Origin of the sequence: Foetidibacter luteolus (assembly GCF_009650435.1) — a bacterium.
GTDB classification, from domain to species: Bacteria; Bacteroidota; Bacteroidia; order Chitinophagales; family Chitinophagaceae; genus Foetidibacter; species Foetidibacter luteolus.
Window position 1 is genome coordinate 40,473 of sequence record NZ_VVIP01000044.1, and the last position, 22,463, is coordinate 62,935.

The 22,463-nt window shown below is 44.1% G+C and carries 20 protein-coding genes; 14 read left to right on the forward strand and 6 right to left on the reverse strand.

What is annotated here, in order from left to right:
- Positions 1 to 282 precede the first annotated feature (282 nt).
- From F0364_RS14215 to F0364_RS14220, 3 genes are all read left to right on the forward strand, one after another.
- Positions 283 to 3,429, forward strand: coding sequence for a TonB-dependent receptor (locus tag F0364_RS14215; RefSeq protein WP_153798455.1), 3,147 nt, complete (start codon positions 283 to 285; stop codon positions 3,427 to 3,429).
- A gap of 245 nt (positions 3,430 to 3,674) precedes the next feature.
- Positions 3,675 to 3,848, forward strand: coding sequence for a DUF6496 domain-containing protein (locus F0364_RS29190; RefSeq protein WP_235921111.1), 174 nt, complete (start codon positions 3,675 to 3,677; stop codon positions 3,846 to 3,848).
- A gap of 224 nt (positions 3,849 to 4,072) precedes the next feature.
- Positions 4,073 to 4,927, forward strand: a complete 855-nt coding sequence (locus F0364_RS14220; RefSeq protein WP_153798456.1) for a DMT family transporter — start codon at positions 4,073 to 4,075, stop codon at positions 4,925 to 4,927.
- Between the two features lie 171 nt (positions 4,928 to 5,098).
- Here the strand turns inward: F0364_RS14220 and F0364_RS14225 are convergent, their stop codons facing one another.
- Entirely contained in the window at positions 5,099 to 6,208 is a 1,110-nt protein-coding gene (locus F0364_RS14225; RefSeq protein WP_153798457.1) for a class I SAM-dependent methyltransferase, read from the reverse strand.
- Between the two features lie 95 nt (positions 6,209 to 6,303).
- Here F0364_RS14225 and F0364_RS14230 point away from each other — a divergent pair, with 95 nt between their 5' ends.
- The 5 genes from F0364_RS14230 to F0364_RS14250 all read left to right on the forward strand — a co-directional run bounded on the left by F0364_RS14230 (position 6,304) and on the right by F0364_RS14250 (position 11,060).
- Entirely contained in the window at positions 6,304 to 6,900 is a 597-nt protein-coding gene (locus F0364_RS14230; RefSeq protein ID WP_153798458.1) for a PPC domain-containing DNA-binding protein, read from the forward strand.
- A gap of 226 nt (positions 6,901 to 7,126) precedes the next feature.
- Positions 7,127 to 7,318 (forward strand): hypothetical protein, encoded by a 192-nt coding sequence (locus tag F0364_RS14235; protein ID WP_153798459.1) that lies wholly within the window; start codon positions 7,127 to 7,129, stop codon positions 7,316 to 7,318.
- A gap of 25 nt (positions 7,319 to 7,343) precedes the next feature.
- The gene (gene ligD / locus F0364_RS14240; protein ID WP_235921112.1) at positions 7,344 to 9,425 is read left to right on the forward strand and encodes a DNA ligase D; all 2,082 of its coding nucleotides are present in this window, start codon (positions 7,344 to 7,346) and stop codon (positions 9,423 to 9,425) included.
- 193 nt (positions 9,426 to 9,618) lie between these two features.
- Positions 9,619 to 10,611: an SDR family oxidoreductase gene (locus F0364_RS14245; protein WP_153798460.1), complete on the forward strand. Its 993-nt coding sequence runs from the start codon at positions 9,619 to 9,621 to the stop codon at positions 10,609 to 10,611.
- Positions 10,612 to 10,784: 173 nt separating this feature from the next.
- Entirely contained in the window at positions 10,785 to 11,060 is a 276-nt protein-coding gene (locus F0364_RS14250; protein ID WP_153798461.1) for a hypothetical protein, read from the forward strand.
- Positions 11,061 to 11,084: 24 nt separating this feature from the next.
- Here F0364_RS14250 and F0364_RS14255 read toward each other — a convergent pair whose 3' ends face one another.
- Positions 11,085 to 11,654 (reverse strand): Crp/Fnr family transcriptional regulator, encoded by a 570-nt coding sequence (locus tag F0364_RS14255; protein ID WP_153798462.1) that lies wholly within the window; start codon positions 11,652 to 11,654, stop codon positions 11,085 to 11,087.
- Positions 11,655 to 11,769: 115 nt separating this feature from the next.
- On the opposite strand from F0364_RS14255, the gene F0364_RS14260 reads away from it, so the two are divergent.
- From F0364_RS14260 to F0364_RS14270, 3 genes are all read left to right on the forward strand, one after another.
- Positions 11,770 to 12,549: an SDR family NAD(P)-dependent oxidoreductase gene (locus F0364_RS14260; RefSeq protein ID WP_153798463.1), complete on the forward strand. Its 780-nt coding sequence runs from the start codon at positions 11,770 to 11,772 to the stop codon at positions 12,547 to 12,549.
- 190 nt (positions 12,550 to 12,739) lie between these two features.
- Entirely contained in the window at positions 12,740 to 13,480 is a 741-nt protein-coding gene (locus F0364_RS14265) for an SDR family oxidoreductase (RefSeq protein WP_153798464.1), read from the forward strand.
- A gap of 778 nt (positions 13,481 to 14,258) precedes the next feature.
- Positions 14,259 to 14,492 carry a hypothetical protein gene (locus F0364_RS14270; protein WP_153798465.1) on the forward strand — a complete coding sequence of 78 codons (234 nt, stop codon included), beginning with the start codon at positions 14,259 to 14,261 and terminating at the stop codon, positions 14,490 to 14,492.
- 358 nt (positions 14,493 to 14,850) lie between these two features.
- On the opposite strand, the gene F0364_RS14275 is transcribed toward F0364_RS14270, so the two are convergent.
- The 4 genes from F0364_RS14275 to F0364_RS14290 all read right to left on the reverse strand — a co-directional run bounded on the left by F0364_RS14275 (position 14,851) and on the right by F0364_RS14290 (position 16,597).
- Positions 14,851 to 15,036 carry a DUF3606 domain-containing protein gene (locus F0364_RS14275; RefSeq protein WP_153798466.1) on the reverse strand — a complete coding sequence of 62 codons (186 nt, stop codon included), beginning with the start codon at positions 15,034 to 15,036 and terminating at the stop codon, positions 14,851 to 14,853.
- Positions 15,037 to 15,147: 111 nt separating this feature from the next.
- The gene (locus F0364_RS14280) at positions 15,148 to 15,510 is read right to left on the reverse strand and encodes a hypothetical protein (protein ID WP_153798467.1); all 363 of its coding nucleotides are present in this window, start codon (positions 15,508 to 15,510) and stop codon (positions 15,148 to 15,150) included.
- 34 nt (positions 15,511 to 15,544) lie between these two features.
- The gene (gene xth, locus F0364_RS14285) at positions 15,545 to 16,324 is read right to left on the reverse strand and encodes an exodeoxyribonuclease III (protein ID WP_153798468.1); all 780 of its coding nucleotides are present in this window, start codon (positions 16,322 to 16,324) and stop codon (positions 15,545 to 15,547) included.
- Positions 16,325 to 16,330: 6 nt separating this feature from the next.
- Complete coding sequence (locus tag F0364_RS14290) at positions 16,331 to 16,597, reverse strand: hypothetical protein (protein WP_153798469.1); 267 nt, start codon at positions 16,595 to 16,597, stop codon at positions 16,331 to 16,333.
- Positions 16,598 to 17,410: 813 nt separating this feature from the next.
- Between F0364_RS14290 and F0364_RS14295 the strand changes: the two genes are divergently transcribed.
- The 3 genes from F0364_RS14295 (at position 17,411) to F0364_RS14305 (ending at position 22,446) form a co-directional block, all read left to right on the forward strand.
- Entirely contained in the window at positions 17,411 to 18,013 is a 603-nt protein-coding gene (locus tag F0364_RS14295; protein WP_153798470.1) for an RNA polymerase sigma-70 factor, read from the forward strand.
- Between the two features lie 59 nt (positions 18,014 to 18,072).
- Positions 18,073 to 19,224 carry a FecR family protein gene (locus F0364_RS14300; protein WP_153798471.1) on the forward strand — a complete coding sequence of 384 codons (1,152 nt, stop codon included), beginning with the start codon at positions 18,073 to 18,075 and terminating at the stop codon, positions 19,222 to 19,224.
- A gap of 123 nt (positions 19,225 to 19,347) precedes the next feature.
- A complete protein-coding gene (locus F0364_RS14305; protein WP_207632678.1) occupies positions 19,348 to 22,446 on the forward strand; it encodes a SusC/RagA family TonB-linked outer membrane protein in 3,099 nt (1,032 codons plus the stop codon).
- Positions 22,447 to 22,463: the final 17 nt, after the last annotated feature.

A 22,463-nucleotide genomic window follows, 5' to 3' on the forward strand; every position in this document is an offset into this window, starting at 1 on the left:
CACAAGTAAAATGGCTTTGAGAATTGAATAAACGGAAACTGACTCCATCAGGTGTCCGAGTAAAAAGAGGCTGCTTAGTACTTTTGAGACTGCCTTGACGGAGATTGCTAACGCAGTCCTGCCCCGCCCCTTGCATAGCTTAGGTACACCCCTTAAACATTGCTGCAAGGCCCAATACGCAATCGGTGGATGTACAATGAACTGAAAATCAACAGAAAAGAATACAATAAGTTAACGTTAAGGAAACACTGGCCTGCTACTTTCGCCGCAAATTGAACTGCAATGCGAAAACATCTTTTGCTTAACCTGGCACAGTTTTTTTTGTTTCTGTGCCTCAGCCTGTCATTACAGGCGCAGACTACGCAGGCCTCTTTTACGGGTAAAGTTTGGGAAGACCAGGCCAAACCCCTGCAAGGCGCCAGCATTTCTGTAAGGAATGAATCCACCGGATTTACCGCTACTACCGTAAGCAACGCCAAAGGTGGTTATGTTTTTAAAGAATTGCCGCTTGGCGGGCCTTACACCATCACAGCCAGCTTTACAGGCTTTGCCAGCCAAAAAAAAGAAGGCTACAGCCTTAACCAGGGTGATGTGCTGACGGTTGATTTTCAGATGCAAACTGAAACAGGCGAGATTACCGCTGTTACTGTTACTGCCAGCCGTACTATGGGAAAGGTAGAAAACCTGGGTGCTGCCACCACCGTTTCCTCACGCCTTATGACACGGATGCCGGTTAATGGCCGCAATTTTACCAGCCTAATGGACCTATCGCCCCTTAGCCGTGGCGGTAACATATCCGGCCAGTTAGGTTCATCCACCGGCTATACCATTGATGGCATGACAGCCAAAAACCCCACTTCTGCCGGCGCTACTACCAGCCGCAGCGGCGCACCTTATTCAATTTCTATTGAAGCGGTGCGGGAATTTAAAGTTGTTACCAACCAGTACGATGTTACTTACGGCCGCAGTGGTGGTGGTACCGTTAGCGCCGTAACCAAATCTGGCACCAATACTTTTACAGGTTCTGTATTTGGCTTTGGCCGTGCTAACTGGCTGGCAAGCCCTTACGATATACGCGGCAATAAACGCAACAACGATTACTCAACTTACCAGTTCGGGTTCTCGCTGGGCGGCCCCATTATTAAAGACAAGCTGCATTTTTTTGTGGCAGGGGACCACCAGATAGACAAACGTTCGCTGGTGATAGCAGACATACAGTCAACGGATGATGAGAACCGTTTTAACGTTACCCGGCAAACGCTTGACTCCGTTATAACCATAGGCAGGCAGAAATATGGACTTTCCAGCCAGCCGCAATATGGCTCGTTTGATAAAGTACGCCAATCAGATGCCGCCTTTTTGCGGCTTGACTGGCAGATTAACAAGCGCAACCTGCTTACGCTGCGCAATAATTTTACTTACGACGCTAATAAACTGGGCCTGGTTGATAATACAGCCATTAACCTGTACGAATCTACCGGTAACGATTTTAACCTTGACAATAGCCTGCTGCTTACGCTGCGTACTTCTGTAAACTCAAAAGTTACCAACGAATTGAAACTGCAGCACCTGTACACCTATCAAAGCAGCGAACCTGGCGACGCGTTGCCTAAGCAAAATATCCCAAGGGCTATTATTGAACGTGTGCCTTCAGATATTGGCGGCAGCACCAGGCTTACTTCTATACAGTTTGGCGGCCACCGGTTTGCACAGGAATCTTTCCGGAATAATGTTTTGCAACTGGTAAATAACCTGTATTACAATACTAACACGGTTAAATATACTTTCGGTGCAGATTTTATGTACACCAGGTCACGCTCTGTTTATGGCAGTGAGGTAAATGGCCGCTTTCATTACGATGGCCTGCAGAATTATATTGACAACAAACCTTACCGCTATTTTCGTGAAGTGCCCTTGCTGGATGACCCGAGTGTGGTTTCCAACATCTGGAACCTTGGATTATATGCACAAATGCAAACCAACCTTGGCAAAGGGATGGATATTACCGCGGGTTTACGTGCAGACTACTCCATTTATCCCTCATCTCCGTTTAACCAGTTGGTGTATGATGAACTTAAAATACGTACCGATAATAAATTACAATCCTTTATACTGCAGCCGAGGTTTCAGTTTACCTGGGATGTTGCTGAAAAGCATACGGACTACCTGAAAATTGGCGCCGGGATATTTGCTTCAGACATTAATAATTACATGATTATTAATAACCTGGTTTTTGATGGAAAACACCTGGCTACCGTAGATGTAAGAAACCCCAATGTGCCTGTGCCGGATTTTCCGGGCTACCGTGAAAACCCTGGTTCTGCACCAACGTTACCGGCTTTTCAACTGCCTACCATTAACACCAACGGACCTGATGTTAAAATACCTGTGGTATATAAGGCCAACCTATCTTACACCCGTTTTATTACCAGGCAGCTTAGGGTGGGCGTAACAGGTTATATGACACTGGGCAGGAACAACTACCTGTACGTGGACAGAAATATGGCAACCACTCCGTTCTTTCGCCTGGAAGAGGAGGGCAACCGCGGGGTGTATGTGCCTTTGAACACTATGCCCGCCAATGGCAATGGAGATTGGTTACAAGGCCGCATAAGCAATAAGCTGGGCCGTGTGCTGGAACTTAACAGCAACGGGCGGGTAAACCAGTTTGCTGTTGTTATGGATGTTAACTGGCAATACTTTAAAGACGGTGAATTAAGCTTTAGCTATACCTGGAACGATGCCAAAGACAATATTTCGTTTAACGGAAATGTGGCAAACACATCCACGCTTTCGCTGCCGGTGAAAGACGATCCGAGAGATGTAAGCCTTGTTACCTATTCAGACAACCAGTTCCGCCATAAAATAGTGTTTTATGTTACTTCTCCAACCTTTCTTGGATTTAATGCAGGTATTCGTTTCTCAGGCATTGGCGGCACACGCTACAGCCTGCTTTCCGGCGTAAACAGCAATGCTGATTTTGTGGCCGGTACCAATGACCTGGCTTATATCTTCAATTTTAAAAACAGCGGAGGCTCAGAAGATGTAAGAAACGGTTTGCAGGCCATACTGGATAACCCTGCGGCCAGCCAAAGCATGAAAGATTATATTAACAAATATGCCGGCGGCATTGCTGTGCGCAACGGTGGGGTTAACGGCTTTTACGGCTCTGTTGATTTACGGCTCAGCAAAAAAATCAATATTAAAAACAGGAATGCAATTGAAATTTCCGCTGACCTGTTTAACGTAGCTAACCTGTTTAATAAAACCTGGGGCGCTGCCAAAAACCTGGGTAATCAGACCTTATACTCTAACAGGGGTTTTGATGCTGCCAACCAGCGGTTTGTTTATGGTGTAAATACAGCCGGTGTACCTACACCCTCAGGAGACCCTTACCAGTTTCAATTGGGTGTGCGGTATAGCTTCTAACTATTGTAGCCACCCAAAAAAATTCAAATACAAGAGACACGAGACATAACAAAAAAGAGGCTATCTCCCGTTTTAGTATCGTATTAAATCGCCTGTCACAGAAAACCAATGGTCCTCTAATTGTGCTGGCACATTTGAACAATACTAACTTGCCTCTCTTATGGCAAAATATTCCAAAAAAGGAGGGGGGAAAAGTTGAAAAGGCAATGCAGGAAAAAAGCATGGCGAACTGAAGAGCGGCAGAAGTGGCAAAAACTTTCACCAGTCGAAAGCAGGCCATCGCTATTGGTTTATCGGAAGCAAGAGAAGAGAATGCGATAGTCCCTAATAAGAAAAGTAGCAGAAAATTCGCTCCAAAGAAGGCCGCAGCAAAAAAATCCGCGAAAAAAGCGGCTCTTAAGAAATCTGCCGGAAAATGAGTGTAACTCGCAATTAGGGTAAGAATGAGGCATTTGTTCTTCCACGGTTGAAAGATGCTGGTATCATGTATCCGACACGGGTTAAAAACTTGCGGAGTACAAGTATTTGAAGCACTAAAGCAGTAGGACGGGTAATCATTGATAATATTCCCAATTGACTAACTTGAATAAATTAAACGAATAAGTTTTATTTTCAAGTCCGATACACTTTACTTTATCAGCAAATGAGCCCACATGCTTTGCTACTGGTACTAACCGCTGCTTTTTTACATGCTTCCTGGAATTTGCTTTCAAAAAAAGCAAAGGGTAAAACTCCTTTTATCTGGCTAATCTATGTTGCAGGGAATATTGTGTACCTACCTTTCTTGTTTTTTCAAACACATATTGTGTATTCACTGCCTTTATTGCTGTTCTCGTTTAACAGCGCTGTACTACATCTTGGTTATTATATTGTTTTACAGAAGGGCTATAGAAGCGCCGATCTTTCAGTAGTATATCCACTCGCACGTGGATCTGCACCACTGTTCTCTTCAGTTACTGCTGTTTTCTTTTTACATGAGCAGATAAGAATAAGCGTAACCATCGGTTTATTCTTAATTATAACAGGTGTATTATTAATAACCGGGGTAAGCTTTAAAAGAGAAAATAATCTCAAAAAAATGCCAGGTATTACCTATGGCCTGCTTACCGGGTTATTCATCGCCTTATATACTATTAACGACACTGTTGGCGTAAAATCATATGCGGTGTCTCCTTTTATACTTACACTCGCCACCAATCTGTTTGGTACTTTATTGCTCACGCCATTTGTAATATCAGAGAAAAAGGAACTAAAAAGAGAAATTAAACAGCATAAATGGATCATTATCTCTATTGCCATATTAAGTCCTGCAGCTTATATATTGGTATTGGAAGCTTTGAGATATGCGCCATTAACGGTAGTTGCACCAGCAAGAGAAACAAGTATTTTATTAGGCGTGTTTATGGGTACAAAAGTACTTAACGAAGCAGATGGCAAGCGAAGGCTTGTTGCAAGCCTGTTAATACTTGGCGGTATCATTTCCTTGAGCTTGGGTTGAAAGTCTAAATGACCTGGTTTCTCCAAAAAGAGGGAGATAGTTGCCTGAACATCCCTTATTGTCTGATCTCGGACAGCTACTACCAGCGTATTTTTATCTCCTATGCATTTGATGTAAATATTTGATTTATGGCTGGCGTATTTGGCGGCAAAGAATATGGGCTAACTTTATTTACAATATAGAAATAGTGCCAAACTGCAGACCAGACAGGTTTTTGCTACCAGTCTGTTTTTGTTGTATCAGCACTTTGAATTTCACACCCATATCCAGCAACAGTGTTCTTGTAAGCAAAGCCTCCTGAAATGCCGATTTTACAATATCCTTACCCTTTTCAAAAAAATGACGCAGCCAGGATTTAAAATCAAGCGAAAGAAGAAAACCGGCCTGCGATGTCAATCCGCAGGTCGTCAATCCGCATTTATTTCCAAAGTGCGCCAGTGCAGAAAAATTGACGTGTGAAGTGATGTCCTGTTCTCCGATATGAAGGTACGGATTGGTAGAAAGCTGATGTTTGTAATAGCACATCAGCGTTCCATTGTTTCTTTTGTCAATATACATTTCATCGGACGCAAAGCCGTAGTCAATTGTAATGATCCATCCTTTTTTAAGCATTGTGGCGGCGTCTTTTACCCAGTCAGCCGCCTCCAGGTTTACCTCGGTTCTGAAACCTTCCGGCAAAGTAACGCCCATCTCATCCATGTAATTTATTAGCGCAGCCGGTGCAGGAATAAGAATTTCTTTAAAGCTGTCGGTGTAATCCACAAAAATCTCTTTCATCCCATCTTCCATGACAATCCTGTGAACAGCAAAATTGTCCACCAATTCGTTGGATAAAATAAGCCCCTCCACATCTCCCACTTCTTCAGCCGATTTGCAGAAACGAACCTTGGTTTGAGGATATTTAAGGTTTGTCTTTGACAGAGAAGCCGGGCTCTTCTCCACGATACAATAATAAACCGCTTCATAGAGCGCTTGATTTTGTTTAAGGTACCCAAGGATATCATCACAAAGCAAACCTGTTCCTGCACCATATTCCAGAATAGTGAAGTGATCAGGCCGCCCCATGAGGATCCACATTTCTTCGATCTGCTTTCCCAACATAGCTCCCAAAACCGGTGACAAATGTGGTACGGTAATATAATCTCCCCGTTGTCCGATCTTACTCCCCGGTGAGGTGTAATATCCCAGTTCCGGGTAATAAAGGGCCATGCCCATGAAATCGTAAAACGAAATAGGACCACCGATTTTAATCTTATCTGCAATAATGCTGGCCAGCGACATGATAACTTTTTATTGCGTCTACCATATCTATACCACTAAAACTGGCATATCTACATTTACTGTCCGATTACTTTGCCGCCGCTTATTTATATGGCTTGGCTTTTGAAATATCCCTATTAAAACAGGTTGTGAAAATGGTCTTACTGAGAATTTATTTTAGTTATCTGATTGTTGTATCATGTACAGCATCAGCCATGGCACAGCAATATGTCTCGGCTATCAATCCTGTAATACCCGGAAAAGCCCCAGGCATGCTGGTGAAATTATTGGATAGTGCCGCAGAAAAAAGAACTTATGCTATTGTGTTTAAAGAAGGAGATGAAGTTGTATCTGGAATGACTGACTTTGCGACAAAGTTTAATATAAAAAGTGCTCACTTCAAGGGGATTGGCGATGCAACCAGTATCAAGGTTGGGTGGTTCGACTACACGAGGAAACAGTTTAAAGTAATCGCCATCGACACGGCAGAGGTAACCTCCCTAATAGGGGACATAGCTATTTATGAAGGCAAACCTGCGGTTCACAGTCATATCAGTGCCGCAACAAGTGATGGCATAGTGCGTGGCGGCCATTTGCTGGAAATACTGATAGGTCCAACGCTGGAAATAATCGTTACGGCAGAACCCGTTCCTATGTACAAGACATACGACAGTAAGTTTGATGCGGCCTTCATTGATCCTACGAAAGATTGAACGACTGAAAATACCTGCTCACCGTGTCATCCGTAGAAATACTGGTATGGTCTGAAACCTGTTACCGTTGAATTATTTACCAATTCTGTCTCACCGGCTGCCTTTGATGTCATCAAACAAAAATCCTACGCCGGCCCCGGACATGATCAGTCCGCAGCCGAAAATACCACGGGCGGATGCCAACGCTTTGCATCTCCTCCATTTTTTGACGATTAAAACATCCCTTATGAAAGCAGCAGTTTCTTATAAAGTACGCGTGCTTGCTACAATAAAAGCCATCTTTGCAGGTGGTTTTATTCAACCGGTGCAATTTTTTAAACCAGGAATTTTTTGGTTAAATAGATCCCTTGCTAGTACAATTCTTTATTCCCTTCCTTTTTTGGCACAGATATTTAAGTTTAATTCCCCTCACCGTTGAATGGAAAAGCGTATAAAAGTCATCCATGCGAAAAAAATCAACTTCTGCCACATCTATCGCCAACAAAAAAATCAAAAAAGCTGCCGTTAAGAAAGGCCCTACTGAAAGCCAGGCAACCGGCAGTGCAGCCCATATTTTAAATGGCACACCTAAACAGGCATTTTATACAGCCGTTGAACCGATGCTGGCGACGCTTGTTGACAAGGCCTTCGACAGCGAAGGCTGGCTCTATGAAATAAAGTGGGATGGCTACAGGGCTGTAGCGTTTATGAACGAAGGAAAGGTGGAGCTGAAGTCGAGGAATGACAAGAGCTTTAACGAGAAATTCTATCCTGTATATGATGCTTTGAAAAAGCTACGGCTAAATGTGGTGCTCGATGGAGAGGTGGTGGTTGTCAATGACAACGGGCAGGCTAATTTTGGAAAGCTGCAAAACTGGCGTAGCGAAGCTGATGGTGAGCTGCTCTATTATGTTTTTGATATTTTGTGGTACAATGGCCATAACCTGAGGAAGTTGCCATTAACTGGGCGCAAAACTATTCTACGAGCCATACTGCCGGAAAATGATCTCCTGCACATCAGCCAGGAGTTCGAAACCTCCGGCACAGAGTTTTTAGAGGCCGCCCGGAAAATGGGGCTGGAAGGCATTATGGCAAAGAAAAAAGATAGCCAGTATTATGTGGGAGACAGGAACCGTGAATGGCTGAAAATTAAGGCCAATAAGCGGCAGGAAGTGGTCATTGGTGGTTTTACACGCAATGATGATACCAGTAAACTTTTCAGCAGCTTGCTTGTGGGTGTTTATAAAAGCAAAAGGTTGGTGTACACAGGCAAAGTAGGAACGGGTTTCAACGATAAGATGCAAAAAGAAATGATGGAGCAGTTCCGCCCGCTTATTACAGGGAAAACGCCGTTTGCGGAAGAACCGGATGTCAACAAACCTTCCCGCTTCAGGCCCAATCCTCCTCATGCAACCGTTACCTGGCTGCAACCAAAACTGATTGGTGAAGTGAGTTATGCGGAGCTTACCAGTGATGGGGTCATGAGACACCCGTCCTTTGAAGGAATGCGGACTGATAAAAAAGCAACGCAGGTGGTTTTGGAAAAAGAGCAATCAACAAAGGTTGTCATTGCCACTAATAAAAAAATTATTACGCCTCGAGCCCGGCCGGAGCGTAAGACCCTGCTGAATCCTAGTGAGCAAACGCAGGTTAAAAAAATAGGGGGGCATGAATTAAAGTTTACCAATCTGAGCAAGCTTTTCTGGCCCCGTGAAAAAATTACCAAGCGCGACCTGATTAATTATTATTACCAGATGGCTCCATTTATACTCCCCTATCTGAAAGACAGGCCGCAGAGCATGAACAGGTTTCCGGATGGTATCAACGGTGAAGGTTTTTATTTTAAGGATGTCTCCGGCAAAGCACCGGCATGGGTACAGACTTACCTCTATCACAGTGGAACCGATAACCGTGACCGCAAATACCTGGTAGGGCGTGACGAAGCCACTTTACTGTACATGGCCAACCTGGCCTGCATTGAAATGAACCCATGGAGCAGCAGCATCAAAAAGCCTGATCATCCTACCTTTTGTATTATTGACCTTGACCCGGACCGCAATTCATTTGATCAGGTTATCCAGGCTGCGCAGGTCACCAAAGCCATACTGGATGACATGGGTATTACCTCCTACTGCAAGACGAGTGGTTCCAGCGGACTTCACATCTATATCCCCCTTGGCAATAAATACACTTATGAACAGTCCAAAGAACTGGCAAGAATTATCGTAACGATGGTGCACGCGGAGTTACCTAAATTCACGAGCATCGAAAGAGCTGTGAAGGATCGTGGCGGTAAAATGTATCTGGACTTCTTACAGAACCGTCCGCATGCCACCATTGCCGCTGCCTATTCCGTGAGACCAAAACCTGGCGCCACAGTGTCCATGCCACTGGAGTGGAATGAAGTTAAAAAAGGGCTCAAGATGTCTGATTTCACTATTCAAAATGCCCCTGAACGGGTAAAAAGTATAGGGGACATTTTTAAGCCGGTTTTAGGGAAAGGCGTTGACCTCAGAAAAATCATCAAAATCCTTTCGGAAAAATAACAGCGAGATGCCGGTTATAATAAATGCTTTATTCATGGATCGCCGCGGCTTTTGAGGCATTGCAAAGGCAACACAATTCAAGCCATGATTTTGATTGCGACATAAAAATATTCAGTGATATAGTTTTCACACAGTTGGAAACGCTTAAACGGGACTGGCATGCTTTTATGCCCTTCCATCCTTAAAACGGTTTATGAAAAAAGCAGCCATTTACAAAAAACAGGCGGAAGCCTTAGCTACCAAACACAGGCAGATACAGGATGAGATAGCAAAAGCGGACAAACAAAATAAAACCAAGCCATCCGGCAAACCCGTCCAGGCAGGGGCGAGAAAATACCCAGGTCTTCCCATGCCCGGCAAACACTTAAAAAAGCCAGGAAAGGAGGCCAGCCTGCCCCTTGAACCCATGTTTGATGCGCCCTTCTATAAAGGCTCTGAAAAGCTGCAGGACAAAGTGGCGATCATCACGGGTGCGGATTCAGGTATAGGACGAGCGGTTGCGGTACTATTTGCCAGGGAAGGCGCCGATGTCGCCATTGTCTATCTCAATGAACACGAAGATGCGGACAAAACCAGGGTGATGGTGGAAAAAGAAGGGCGGCGGTGCGTGCTGCTTTCCGGAGATGTCACTAACCGCAGTTTTTGCAGGGATGCGGTTGCTGTTACGGTAGAAACTTTTGGCAAACTGGATATCCTGGTCAACAACTCGGCCTTCCAGCTGCATGTACCCCGTTTTGAAGATTTGAGTGAAACGCATTTTGACACAACGTTAAAGACCAACCTGTACGGGTATTTTCATATGGCCCAGGAAGCAGTTCCCCATATGACTCCAGGAAGCGCGATCATCAATACAGGTTCTGTTACCGGTATGATGGGAAACAAAGACCTGTTGGATTATTCGCTGACCAAGGGTGGCATCCATGCCTTTACAAGATCGCTTGGCAGCCACCTCATAGACCGGGGTATCCGTGTCAACGCTGTGGCACCGGGCCCGGTTTGGACGCCCCTGAATCCAGCCGACAAGCAACTTGAAGATATCGCTGAATTTGGCGGAAAAACGCCCATGAACCGGCCTGCGCAGCCCGAAGAGATTGCACCCGCCTATGTATTTCTTGCATCCCCGCAATGTTCGAGCTATATTACGGGTGAGGTGTTACCCATCATTGGAGGATACATGGGTGGTTAGCACATTGCCTTCAATAGACAGGCAAGTGACGGCTACCTCGCCCGGTTAAACCCGCAATATTTTGAATTTTGAGCCTGATATATAGCTAAATCGGTTGAAGCAAACCCTGCTGAAAAAACCTGATTGCGCTGTATGGATTTCTGCATCCAAATCAGACTTATACGCTATCAATTATGGAGAACCTTTATACCATTACCTTTTCAGCCTATGCAAGTATGTTAACAGCTTGCGCATTAGTTAAACTCAGCTATTTTATGCGGGCTGGCAGAAACGATTTCCCCGGCTTCGTCAAAAGCTTTTTGAAGACTTATGGACAATACAGGATTGTCTATGCTTCAGATCAGGCACGTCTGTATATGAAAGCCAGCAATATAGTCAACCGCATTCTCTGGCTATCCACCCTGTTGATAACCGGGATTGTTGTTTTTTTAGCCAGACTCAGAAAGTAACAACCGGACTCAACAACTATCCAGTTAAGGCACGTTCCTTCTAATCCTGCTCAATGACTGAGGGGTAATGTTCAGGTAAGAAGCGATGTAACTCTGGGGGACACGGTTGGCTATTTCAGGTTGCTCGTTTATAAACACCCGGTATCTTTCAACGGCGTCTTGGCCGGCGTAAGCGTTTTTAAGCCTTATTTTTTCCAGCATGCGTTGCTGGTTAGCCTGGCTAACCGCGTCTACCATAAAAGGGAAATTTGTATACACTTCAAGCAAGTCCTGCTTACCTATGGTTAAAACATGCGTATCGCAACAGGCCTGGATGCTGTCGGCTGCTGTTGTGCCCTGATTGAAACTTTGTAGTAAAGTGCATAATTGCCGCTCACCAATAAAATAATAGGTAACATCCACCCCCTTATCGTTGGTGGCAACAATGCGCAATACACCCGAGACAACGAAATAGAGTTTCCTACAGACATTTCCACTACGAAAGAGGTACTCTCCTTCCTTTATAGCCCTGGGACGAAAATAGGTTGTAATACCTGACGCCTCATCGTCCGTGATCGGGTGGAAAAGGCGGAGAAATTCGATAAGCGCTTCCATGTATACAATTATTTTATAAAATTAGTGGTTGTCAATAAAAAGCCAGCCGCTGGCATTTTACCATATGATAAGAGGGCTTGCAATAAGTTTGTAAACTTTGCCTAAAAAAAAGTGCATGTCAAAGATTTTTATCACAGGTTCTTCTGATGGCCTTGGGCTGCTGGCGGCCAAAGAGCTGCTGGCCGCTTCGCATGAAGTGGTCTTGCATGCGCGCAACGAAAGCAGGGCAGAGCAGGTGCGTAGCTTACTACCCGCAAGAACAACAGTGCTTACCGGCGACCTTTCCAGCATCGGAGAGACCCTAGTACTGGCAGAAAAGGTGAATGAACTGGGAACATTCGATGCAGTCATCCACAATGCAGGTATTGGTTATCGTGAGCCCGCCCGCAAGGAAACAGTGGATGGCCTGCCAGAAGTTTTCGCGGTCAACAGCCTTGCCGCCTACCTGCTTACTTCGCTGATCAATCGGCCCAAAAGACTGGTTTACCTCAGTTCTGCACTGCACATGCAGGGTGATATGGATATGACGGATCTGGGTTGGACAAAGCGGTCGTGGAATGGTTTTCAGGCGTACGCGGATTCCAAACTGCACGACCTTATTTTATCACAGGCAGTGGCAAGACTTTGGCCCAATGTTTTGTCCAACGCCGTAGAACCCGGATGGGTAGCCACCAAAATGGGCGGCCCGGGTGCACCTGATGACATGGCAATGGGTGCAAGGACCCAGGTATGGCTGTCGGTGAGCCGTGACCGCGATGCCATGGTATCCGGAAAATACTTTTATCACCAGCGGCCCGCAACGTTTAAGGCTATTTCGAAAAACCCGGATATCCAGGAACGCTTCCTGAAAGCCTGTCAAGATTTTTCAGGGGTAGCCTTTCCTGGCCTTGTGTAACCGCAAAGGCCTCCCAACAGCGCGCAGCAAAAAATATTTTACCTGGTAACCTGTACCCATCTCCCAAAGCGCTGGTGACTCCGTGACCTTTTACTAAATAAATTTCTGTCGCAGGCGTTTTTTACCAAATGGTAATGGCAGCGCTGTTGATGTTTTTAAGCTTTGCATTATCAATTAAAACAACCAAATCATGGAAAAACAAAGTAAAACAAGCGAACTGACGGGCAAAAGAGTGATCATTCTTGGCGGCAGCTCCGGCCTGGGCCTCGCCACTGCAAAAGCCGCGGCAGAACAAGGCGCCGATGTGGTAATTGTATCGAGCAACAGGCAAAGGATAGACGATGCGCTGGAGCAGTTACCAGCGCAAAGCCAGGGTTACGCAGTCAACCTGGCAAGCGAGGCGGACATCAAAGCATTCTTTAGTCAGGCTGGCCGGTTCGACCACCTGGTATATACTGCCGGAGAAAATATCTCCATGAGCATGGTAGATGATACCGATTTAGCTAAGGGAAAAGATTTTTTCACCATTCGTTTCTGGGGAGCATTTGCAGCCATCAAATATTCAAAACAGTATATCAATGAAGGTGGCAGTATTAATCTAGTGAGTGGCAACTTTGGCCAACGTCCCGCCAAAGGCTACAGCCTGGGCGCGGCCATTTGCGGGGCGATGGATGCCTTTACTAGGGCAATGGCTGTGGAGCTCGCCCCCATCCGGGTGAATAACATCGCAGCCGGTGTAATAAAAACCAATTTGTGGAACAACTTGCCGGAAGCAGACCGTGAAGGTTATTTCAAACATCTTCAAAACACACTGCTATTGCAGCGGGTAGGAGATGCAGAGGATATCGCACGGGCATTTGTTTACCTCATGAAACAATCTTATGCGACAGGGCAGTCGCTGGTCATCGACGGCGGGGCTGTACTGGTCTAAAGGCATCCCAACCTGGTTGAGAAGTGAACACAAACTTTTTTTACTAAGTTCTCCGCCGCTCATGAAAACCGGGTCCCTTACCCTGCCGCTGGTCTTTGACAATCCGGGGCTTGACAGTTTTTTCCTTCGAAATCGATGGTGGCAAATTATCATACATGGCGCCATTAACTGAACGAAATGTTGCGGCAGGATTATGCAGGTTTAATCCATCGTCATAGAAATACGATCTACGGGTAATCGGATCAATGAAAAAAACTTCCTGATGATACTTCATTTCCATCAAGGGAGGCAGAAAGGGGCTTCGCTTTTCGATATTGTATTCGAGGCACATGGCTTCAGTTGAGGGTCAAAGATGGAAATGAGAGTAGGACGGAATTCACCGTTTTTGATAGGAGGCAGTAAACTTTAGGGTGGATCAAGTCGCAAAATACTGTGCTGCAAAGAGATAAAATATGACCACTAGAGAGATAGCGGCCCGCTATGAGAAAAGCTGTAGTTGCTTAATACTGCTTCATCCCTCACATTGCTTGCTTAGACAAAGAGGAGCACCGCATATGCCTGTCTTAGTCATGTGAGCCCGGTACAATTATACCTCAACTCCATGCAGGGAAGGAATCATGGGACTAATTATGAGGCATCAAGCACGGAACTTATGATGATGGGGATGAGGGTTGATGGCCGTCCGGACGATAGTCAATTTTAATTTTCTTTAAAAGGCGGAGTATTATTCACCTGCTGTTTTTGGAATAAGGAAAACTATCTTGTTATTTTAGCGGCCATGAGGAATTTCACAATCGAAATAAAGGGTCAAAATTTTGAGTTCAAAACGATGAATATCCGGGAATGGAAATTATTTCAGGTCTATGTAGTGGTTGACGGTATTAAGAGAAGGTTTCATATGGCAGGAGATAAAACCGGGTTCAGGATAACAGACAGCTTTGATTCAATAGCGGCATTGGAAAATACTTTATCAACTGCGATAGTTACTGAGATAAACAAAACAGGGAATTGACGGCGTCAAGCAGTTACTAAAAAATCAAGGTGTCACCTCTCAGGATTAAATGGCAGGGGCAATATCATTCTCACAATTGTCCGCCACAGCCTTAGCCCTTCTGTTTAAGGATTTGATTTTTCAAGACGTCCGATAATATCGCCTTATGCCTTCACCTGCTCCTTATCTTTCGACTTGGCGGTGATCGCTTTTAATGCAGCAATAGGTGCGGCACGCAACGCATCTTCTTGGCAGAAGGATAAACCTTCATAATTTGGAAACCGTGAAAAAAATTCAACAACGGCGAAAAATTGCCCAGCATACTATTAAAAAAAAGCCCCGTATTTAACAGGGCTGGCTTATGGGACCTTACATGCTTCTATTTACCCTTTAAATGTGATTCCACTTTCTTCCTGGAATTCCCCGCAGCCTTTACGGCTTTGCGAACGTGTTCTACGGTGGTTTTCATTTTACCTGCTTCATAACTAACCTCATGATCTTGTCCGCCTGCAACCTTTGCCCTGTCCTGTGTACGGCCCCTGGTGGAATTGGTAGTTGATTTCATATGATAAGTTTTTACGGATATAAAATACAATATCGTGCCAATTGAGGCAGGAAGTCTACTCACAGGCAAGATGAAAACAGGTTATTAACATCGCAATTATAATGAGGTACTTTAGAAGTCCAGCGCATGGTAGTCTTTATTGAACACAGGATCATGTTCATAGAGATCCAGGAATATCCTGGTCCTTTCGACATCTACCTGATACCGGTACACGTAGGCATCCAGCATTTCATAGGTCTTGTCATGAATGTCTTTGCCAATAGCTTCCAAACGTTCAACATTATCGAAAATATACCACATCACTTTTTCCCTAAGTACCTCCCTTGTATCGCTTTGAAGCGGCAGCGATCCAAACATTGAAATGACTGAATGATTTAACGCAGGGATTGTTTCTGTTAAGGCATGTCTTGGATCAGCGAAATCCATATGCACAATTGTAGCAAGCAGTTCGTAGAGGGGTTCAAAATCTTTCATGTATACAATTTAATGCGTTCGAATGATTTGATGGTTACTTATCCTCGAGTTCTATCCAAACCGGCGCATGGTCGCTTGTCTTTTCCCACCCCCGAACTTTCACATCCACACCGGCGGACAACAGGCGACCTCTGAAATGTTTGCTTAGTAAAAAATGATCTATTCTCAATCCTGCATTACGCTGGAATGCGCGACGAAAATACTCCCAGAAAGTATAAATGCGCTCCTTAGGGTATAATTCCCTGATGGCATCAGTCCAGCCCAGCTTCATCAGCCTTTCAAAGGCCTCACGGGCTTCTATCCTGAACAGCGCATTATTCACCCAGCTTTCCGGTTTATATACATCAAGCTCCGTAGGCATCACGTTAAAGTCACCTACCAGCATGACGGGGACGTCATGGGCGAGCAGAGCTTTAGCATGTTTAGTTAATCTCTTAAACCACGCGAGCTTATAATCAAATTTTGGCCCCGGCCAGGGGTTCCCGTTGGGCAGGTAAATACAGGCTATTACAAAGCGGTTTGCGATGATCGCTTCCAGGTACCGGCTATGCATGTCTGTCGCATCGCCAGGCAATCCCCGCCGCACTTCCAAGGGTCTTCCAAGCTTTGAGAGGATGGCTACCCCATTCCAGCTTTTCTGGCCATGCCAAATGACTTCATAACCTGCGTCGTTGATCGCTTTTAAAGGAAACCGGTCGTCAGGGGCTTTTAGTTCCTGCAGGCATACGATATCAGGGGCGGCCTCTTTCAGCCATCGCAACAATACGGGCAACCTGCCATTAACGCCGTTGATATTATAGGTGGCTATTTTCATGGTCTGTCAAGCCGAAAGTGATTGAATAGCTTCGCCTACTTTATCTGCGAATTCCGGATCAATCTGATTTGCCCTTCCGACCAGATCCATTTCCTCATTCTCCGCCACCCACTGCGCATCATCACCTAAATGTAATAGAAAAAGATACTGGCCATTTTCGCAGATACGGTAATACAGTGCGTTACTTTCATACATGAATTCCACCTCCAGGCTTCTTCCATCAACATGCAGGGTTAACTTACCATGCGAATCCAATAATTCTACTTCTTCCATGGAGCTTTTTTGATTTATGTATCAAATGGCCTGCCAGCAAAAAGTGTAACACCGGGATTATCGGATTATCGCCTTTTTATTGTAGCTGACTACCATGCTGGCACCGGATTTGAATCACTGTCTATGAATCAACACCACAAATTGCATGAACCCATCACAGCAAACTTATATAGCCCGGTTTGAAATGTATTGCAGGCAGATGTACCGCAAATATGTTTCGGACTCCCCTCTTGCCTATATTGATATGATCTCCTGCATTCGGCCGAACGATTCGCTCCCCATCCATTTAGCCAGATATGCAAAGCCGTCGCCAGGGAAGCCAATGATATCCTGCTGAAGGCCCGGCATAACTCATCCATCCAGCTAGACGCCCTAAGGTCAGAGCTAAAATTGAACATAAAAATGGCCGCCTCTTTACTTTTGAGGCATCCTCGATATTCAGAATCCAAAGAGCCGATTAACGCTAACTCTTTGGATAGCACCACTCTTTTAACTGCATTCTACAATCGGCGGGCGTATGCCACCAACAGCTTGGGACCAATTTAAATACCCTCGCCAGATATTTCGTGGCAATCTGTAGACTTCCAACCGGCAGGATGCAGCGGCAGGAGAAAAATGAAAATTAATTACTATTCTCAGGAAATCTCTTGGCCTTATAAAAAATTATTTCATATTTGCTTTACTGGTTGCTTAGTCAGATACCCCTCACAGAGACTTCTATCCAGCTTATTTTCGAGTTGAAGTGTTTAAGTAAAGCAAATGATATAGTTGCCATACAATTGGATAAATATTAAATACCACGTTTTGTAGTAAATGACTCCGGCGTTTGAAGATAAAAATTATAAAAACTTATCAGCTACTGATTTGCGGTTAAATGAAAAAGCTTTTGAATCATTCTTCAAACAAAACTTTATTCCACTCTGTACATACTGCCAGTTCAAATTTGGTTTCGATCTTGATCTTGCCAAAGAAACCGTACATACAGCTTTTATAAAATTATGGGAAATAAGAAGCACGTTAAATGATGAAGTGCCTGTAAAAACATACCTGCAAAAAATGATTGCCAATAAAGCGCTGGATATTTTACGGCATGATAAAGTTAAGGCAGGCTATATAAAAGTAGCAGGTGGCAATGAAGAAGAAGCTGCTTCAGCAAATAGTTTTGAAAGCATTGATTTTAAAGAGTTGCTTCAGCAGGTAAATGCGGCTATCGAAGATATGCCGGAACAAATGCGTACAGTTTTTGAACTAAGCCGCTTTGGAGGCTTAAAGTACAGCGAAATAGGCGCACAGCTCGGCATTTCTACCAAAACCGTTGAGACACAAATGAGCAGGGCGCTGGCTAACCTGCGGAAACAGTTATTGGGTTATTTAACTATGTTCACCGCAATCCTGTTTATTGTATGCATTATTTAAAAAATATTTTTTGCGGTTGTAGGGGTAAACTTTCTGTAAATCGTTTAATTAACAGATGAATGGAAAATAGCAATCAATACGATGAATTACTGCTAAGGTATTTAGCCGGTGATTTGAATACAGAAGAGAAAGCTGGTGTGGAAGATTGGCTGGCTGCTGAACCGAACAGGGAACATTTTGAAGAACTTAAAGCCATATGGAAACTGGCCATGTTAAGCCGTTCATCCCGGATTGATATAAATACAGAATGGTTGCATTTTAAACAAACGATTGATGCCCTAGCAGCAGAAACATTATCAAAAAATAACGATACAGACGAAGATTATATAATTCAGCCGTTGCCAATAAAACAGCACAGGGGTTTATTGTACAGGCTATCGGTAGCCGCGGCTGTTGCGGCTTCAGTTATATTGGTAGCTGGGATCAGTTGGAAGTTCTTTTACAAAAGCGGGAAAGATGTGCGGGTGACGCAACAATCCACAGAAGATAGCAGCCAGCAATTAGTCCTGCACCATCACATGAATACAAGTGACAAAGACAGTACTATAATTATGTCTGATGGTTCTTGGATCGTGTTGACTAACGGAAGCGAAATAACTTATGGGGAACCATTTTCTAAAAAACGTGATGTTGAATTAACCGGAAAAGCTTTTTTCAAAGTGGCAAAAGGCAAACCCGTTGCTTTTATAGTTACCAGCAGGGACATTGCAACCACGGCTATCGGCACAGAATTTCAGGTATCAGCATTTGCGAAATCGCAACAATTAAGTGTAAGGCTGCATGAAGGAAAAGTGGTGGTTAAAGCGGTCAATAAAGCGAATACAAAAATGAAAGAAGATGTGTATTTGCTGCCCGGCCAGGAGCTTGTATATGATTACAAAATGGGCGTTACGGTACGGGATTTCACTGAAAAAAGTGGTAAGCAGAACGCTAAAATAGTTAACGCGCCGGTTACAGATTCTTTGAATATACCCAATGTTGCTAACAGTTCGTGGTATATGTTCAATAATCAATCGCTTGAACAGGTGCTAATCTCTCTCTCTGCATTGTATAATGCGAAAATAGTCTATAACAAAAAGGATATTAAAAAAATATATTTCACAGGTAAATACGATAAAACAGATTCTTTGGAAAAGATTCTAAAACGAATAGCTGCTGTAAATGAACTTAATGTAACCAAGAAAGATTCTGCTTTCATAATCACCAAATAAAAAATCCATTTAAGAAGTAATTCCACTGGAATGCAACTGTAAAATTGCCTGCATTCAGGCAGCTTATATCGCATTGTCCATAATAAACACAAACCAAGCCATATGTTTTGTAAGTTTCCATTAATGAGGCTTTTTATTATAGCCTTTCTGCTTGCCACACAGATATTTGTTCACTCCCCCGCACAGGCGCAGGAAAATTCTACCGATGTAAAAGGGATTGTTCATGATGAAACCGGCAAGCCAATAGTTGGCGCTTCTGTGGTTATCCGCAACAGCAAAACCAATTTTGCTTCAGGCACCACTTCAGACACTTCCGGGATTTTTATCACCCGTCTTCCGGCAGGAGGCCCCTACACTTTCATCGTTAAGAGCGTTGGGTACGCGGAGGCAACTTTATCGGGTTACAATTTAAAAGCCGGCACTACTTTTAGCCTGGATGTTTCATTAAAATCTACCTCCAATACATTAAACCAGATCGTGGTGATCGGTTATGGAACAGTCCGTAAAAAAGACCTTACAGGTTCGGTTTCATCAATCGGTTCAGATGAAATAAAGTCACAACCCATCAACTCGTTCAACCAGGCACTACAAGGAAAAGTTTCCGGTGTTCAGATTACTCAGGCTTCTAATGCGCCCGGAGGGGGCATTACAATAAGGGTGAGGGGCGGAAATTCTATCTCTGCAAGTAACGACCCGCTGTATGTAGTTGACGGATTTCCTATTTCTACTCCAGCCGCAGCCAGCGGTGCGAGCGGAAGTGGTGCCAATTATGCAAACCCTTTATCAACCATTAACCCCAGTGATATCGAATCGATTGAGATTTTAAAAGACGCTTCGGCGACTGCCATTTACGGTTCCAGGGGCGCAAACGGTGTTGTCTTGGTTACTACAAAACGTGGAAAGTCGGGACAACCAAATATTGAGTTTGAAACCTACTTTGGGCAACAACAGGTAGTAAAACAGTTAGAACTCGGTAACGCCACGGATCATTTAAATTTAAAGAATGAGCAACTAACGAACCTTGGCTATCCAATACGTTTTGGAAACCCCACGGGTGCTTACCCTCAGCCCGTCTCTTCCTATGGCGAAGGCACAGACTGGCAAAAGCAAATTTTCAGAACCGCCCCAATGCAGAATTACCAGTTATCCGTCAACGGCGGTTCTGATAAAATAAAATATATGATTAGCAGTAATTATTTGAACCAGGAGGGGATCATAATTGCTAACAACTTTAAGCGTTATTCGGCAAGATTAAACATAGACGCCACCTTGAGTGATCGTATCAAGATTGGAACCAGTTTTACAGCAGCACGCACTGAAAATAATGGTGTTTCTGAGAATTTGGTTGCAGGGCCAATTTATGAGGCATTGGTCATTTCTCCGGCTAGCCCTGTATACGCGGCGGATGGTAGCTATCAATTACTTAACCTGGGTCCTGGAACAGGCTTTGCCAGTGCACCAAACCCTGTTGCTGTGCAGCGAACGTCTACCAACCAACTCACAACGGACCGGGTTTTAGGTACGCTGTTTGCTGATGTAAATATCATTAATGGCTTAAAAGCCCATGTTAGTTTTGGTGCGGATATTCAAAATTCTTACAGAAATGTATTTTTTACACCACAAACACTTGCAGGTAGCGGCCGGAATGGCTATGGAAGTAACGGCACCTCTGAAAACCTCAATATCTTAAATGAAAACACACTGACCTATTCAAAAAGGATCAATGAGGATCATTCGTTTGATGTTCTTGCAGGTATAACTTTTCAAAGCAACAGACTGCAAACAACCTATCAGGAAGCGGAGAATTTCCCGAACTTTATCTTAGGTGCAAATAACCTTTCTGCCGCCAGTACACTCATCGCTACCAACAGCGGATTACAAAAATGGGGGCTGAACTCTTACCTGGCCAGGATCAATTACCGCTTTAGAGGACGGTACCTTCTTACATTAAGTGCCAGGGAGGACGGTTCATCGCGTTTTGGTGCCAATAACAAATATGGGTTCTTCCCCTCAGGCGCATTTGCCTGGCGCGTATCAGATGAGGATTTCCTGAAAAATAATCGCCTAATCAGTGATCTTAAATTTAGAGTGAGTTATGGTTTAACAGGTAACGATGCCATTGGATTATATAATTCCGTGTCTCAATACTCTATAGGAAGAACAGTTTTTAATGATACCGAGGTTCTGATGAATCAGATATCGCGTATAGAGAATCCAGATCTCAAATGGGAGAAAACCGCTCAACTAAATATAGGGTTTGATGCTGGTTTCTTTAATAACAGATTAAATATCGTAGGAGATTATTATGTAAAAAAGACAAGTGGCTTATTGTTATATGTTGACCTGCCAGCAACCACGGGAGCAACCAGCGTTCTTCGTAACATAGGGAGTGTACAAAACAGAGGTTTCGAACTGGCGATTTCATCAGTTAACATCGATAATGGTCCGAACGGATTCAAGTGGACTACCGCCGGGAACGTCTCATACAATGAAAATAAGGTTACAGCGCTTGTCAATGGCGTAGATCATTATTTTTCCGGACTAACGATTATAGAGGTAGGTAAACCATTAGGTTCATTTTACGGCAATGTGTTTGATGGCATTTGGCAATCAACCCAGGAAATCGCAGATGCAGGCGCTTTGGCACAAGCTGGCAGTTTGCCTGGAGCTTATCGCTGGAAGGATGTGAATAGTGATAAGGTTTATAATGAAGCAACCGACCGCCAGATACTGGGCAACGGACTTCCTAAATATATTTTCGGCCTGACAAACAACTTTTCATATAAGGGATTTGACTTTTCATTTTTCTTACAGGGTGTTCAAGGTAATAAGATTTACAACACTTTCACTACTCTTATCGACGCTCAATACAATCACCTAAAGTCTTATTATATTAATCACTGGACAGCTACAAATCCAAGCAATACGGTTGGCGGTATACGCCAGTGGGTACTGCCTGCAGTAACAGATTATGCAATTGAAGACGGTTCATTTGTACGCCTGAAAAATGTCACATTGGGTTACCAGTTGCCAACATTCACAAAAGTCATCAGGAGGGCCCACATTTACATCAGCGCACAAAATCTGCTGACTTTTAGTAAATACACCGGTTATGACCCAGAGGTAAATGGTGATTTTAACAGCAATACTACTTACGGACGCGACAATTTCAACTATCCCCCAGCAAGGATATATATGCTTGGTTTGTCAATGACATTTTAAATTTCAGATCAATATGA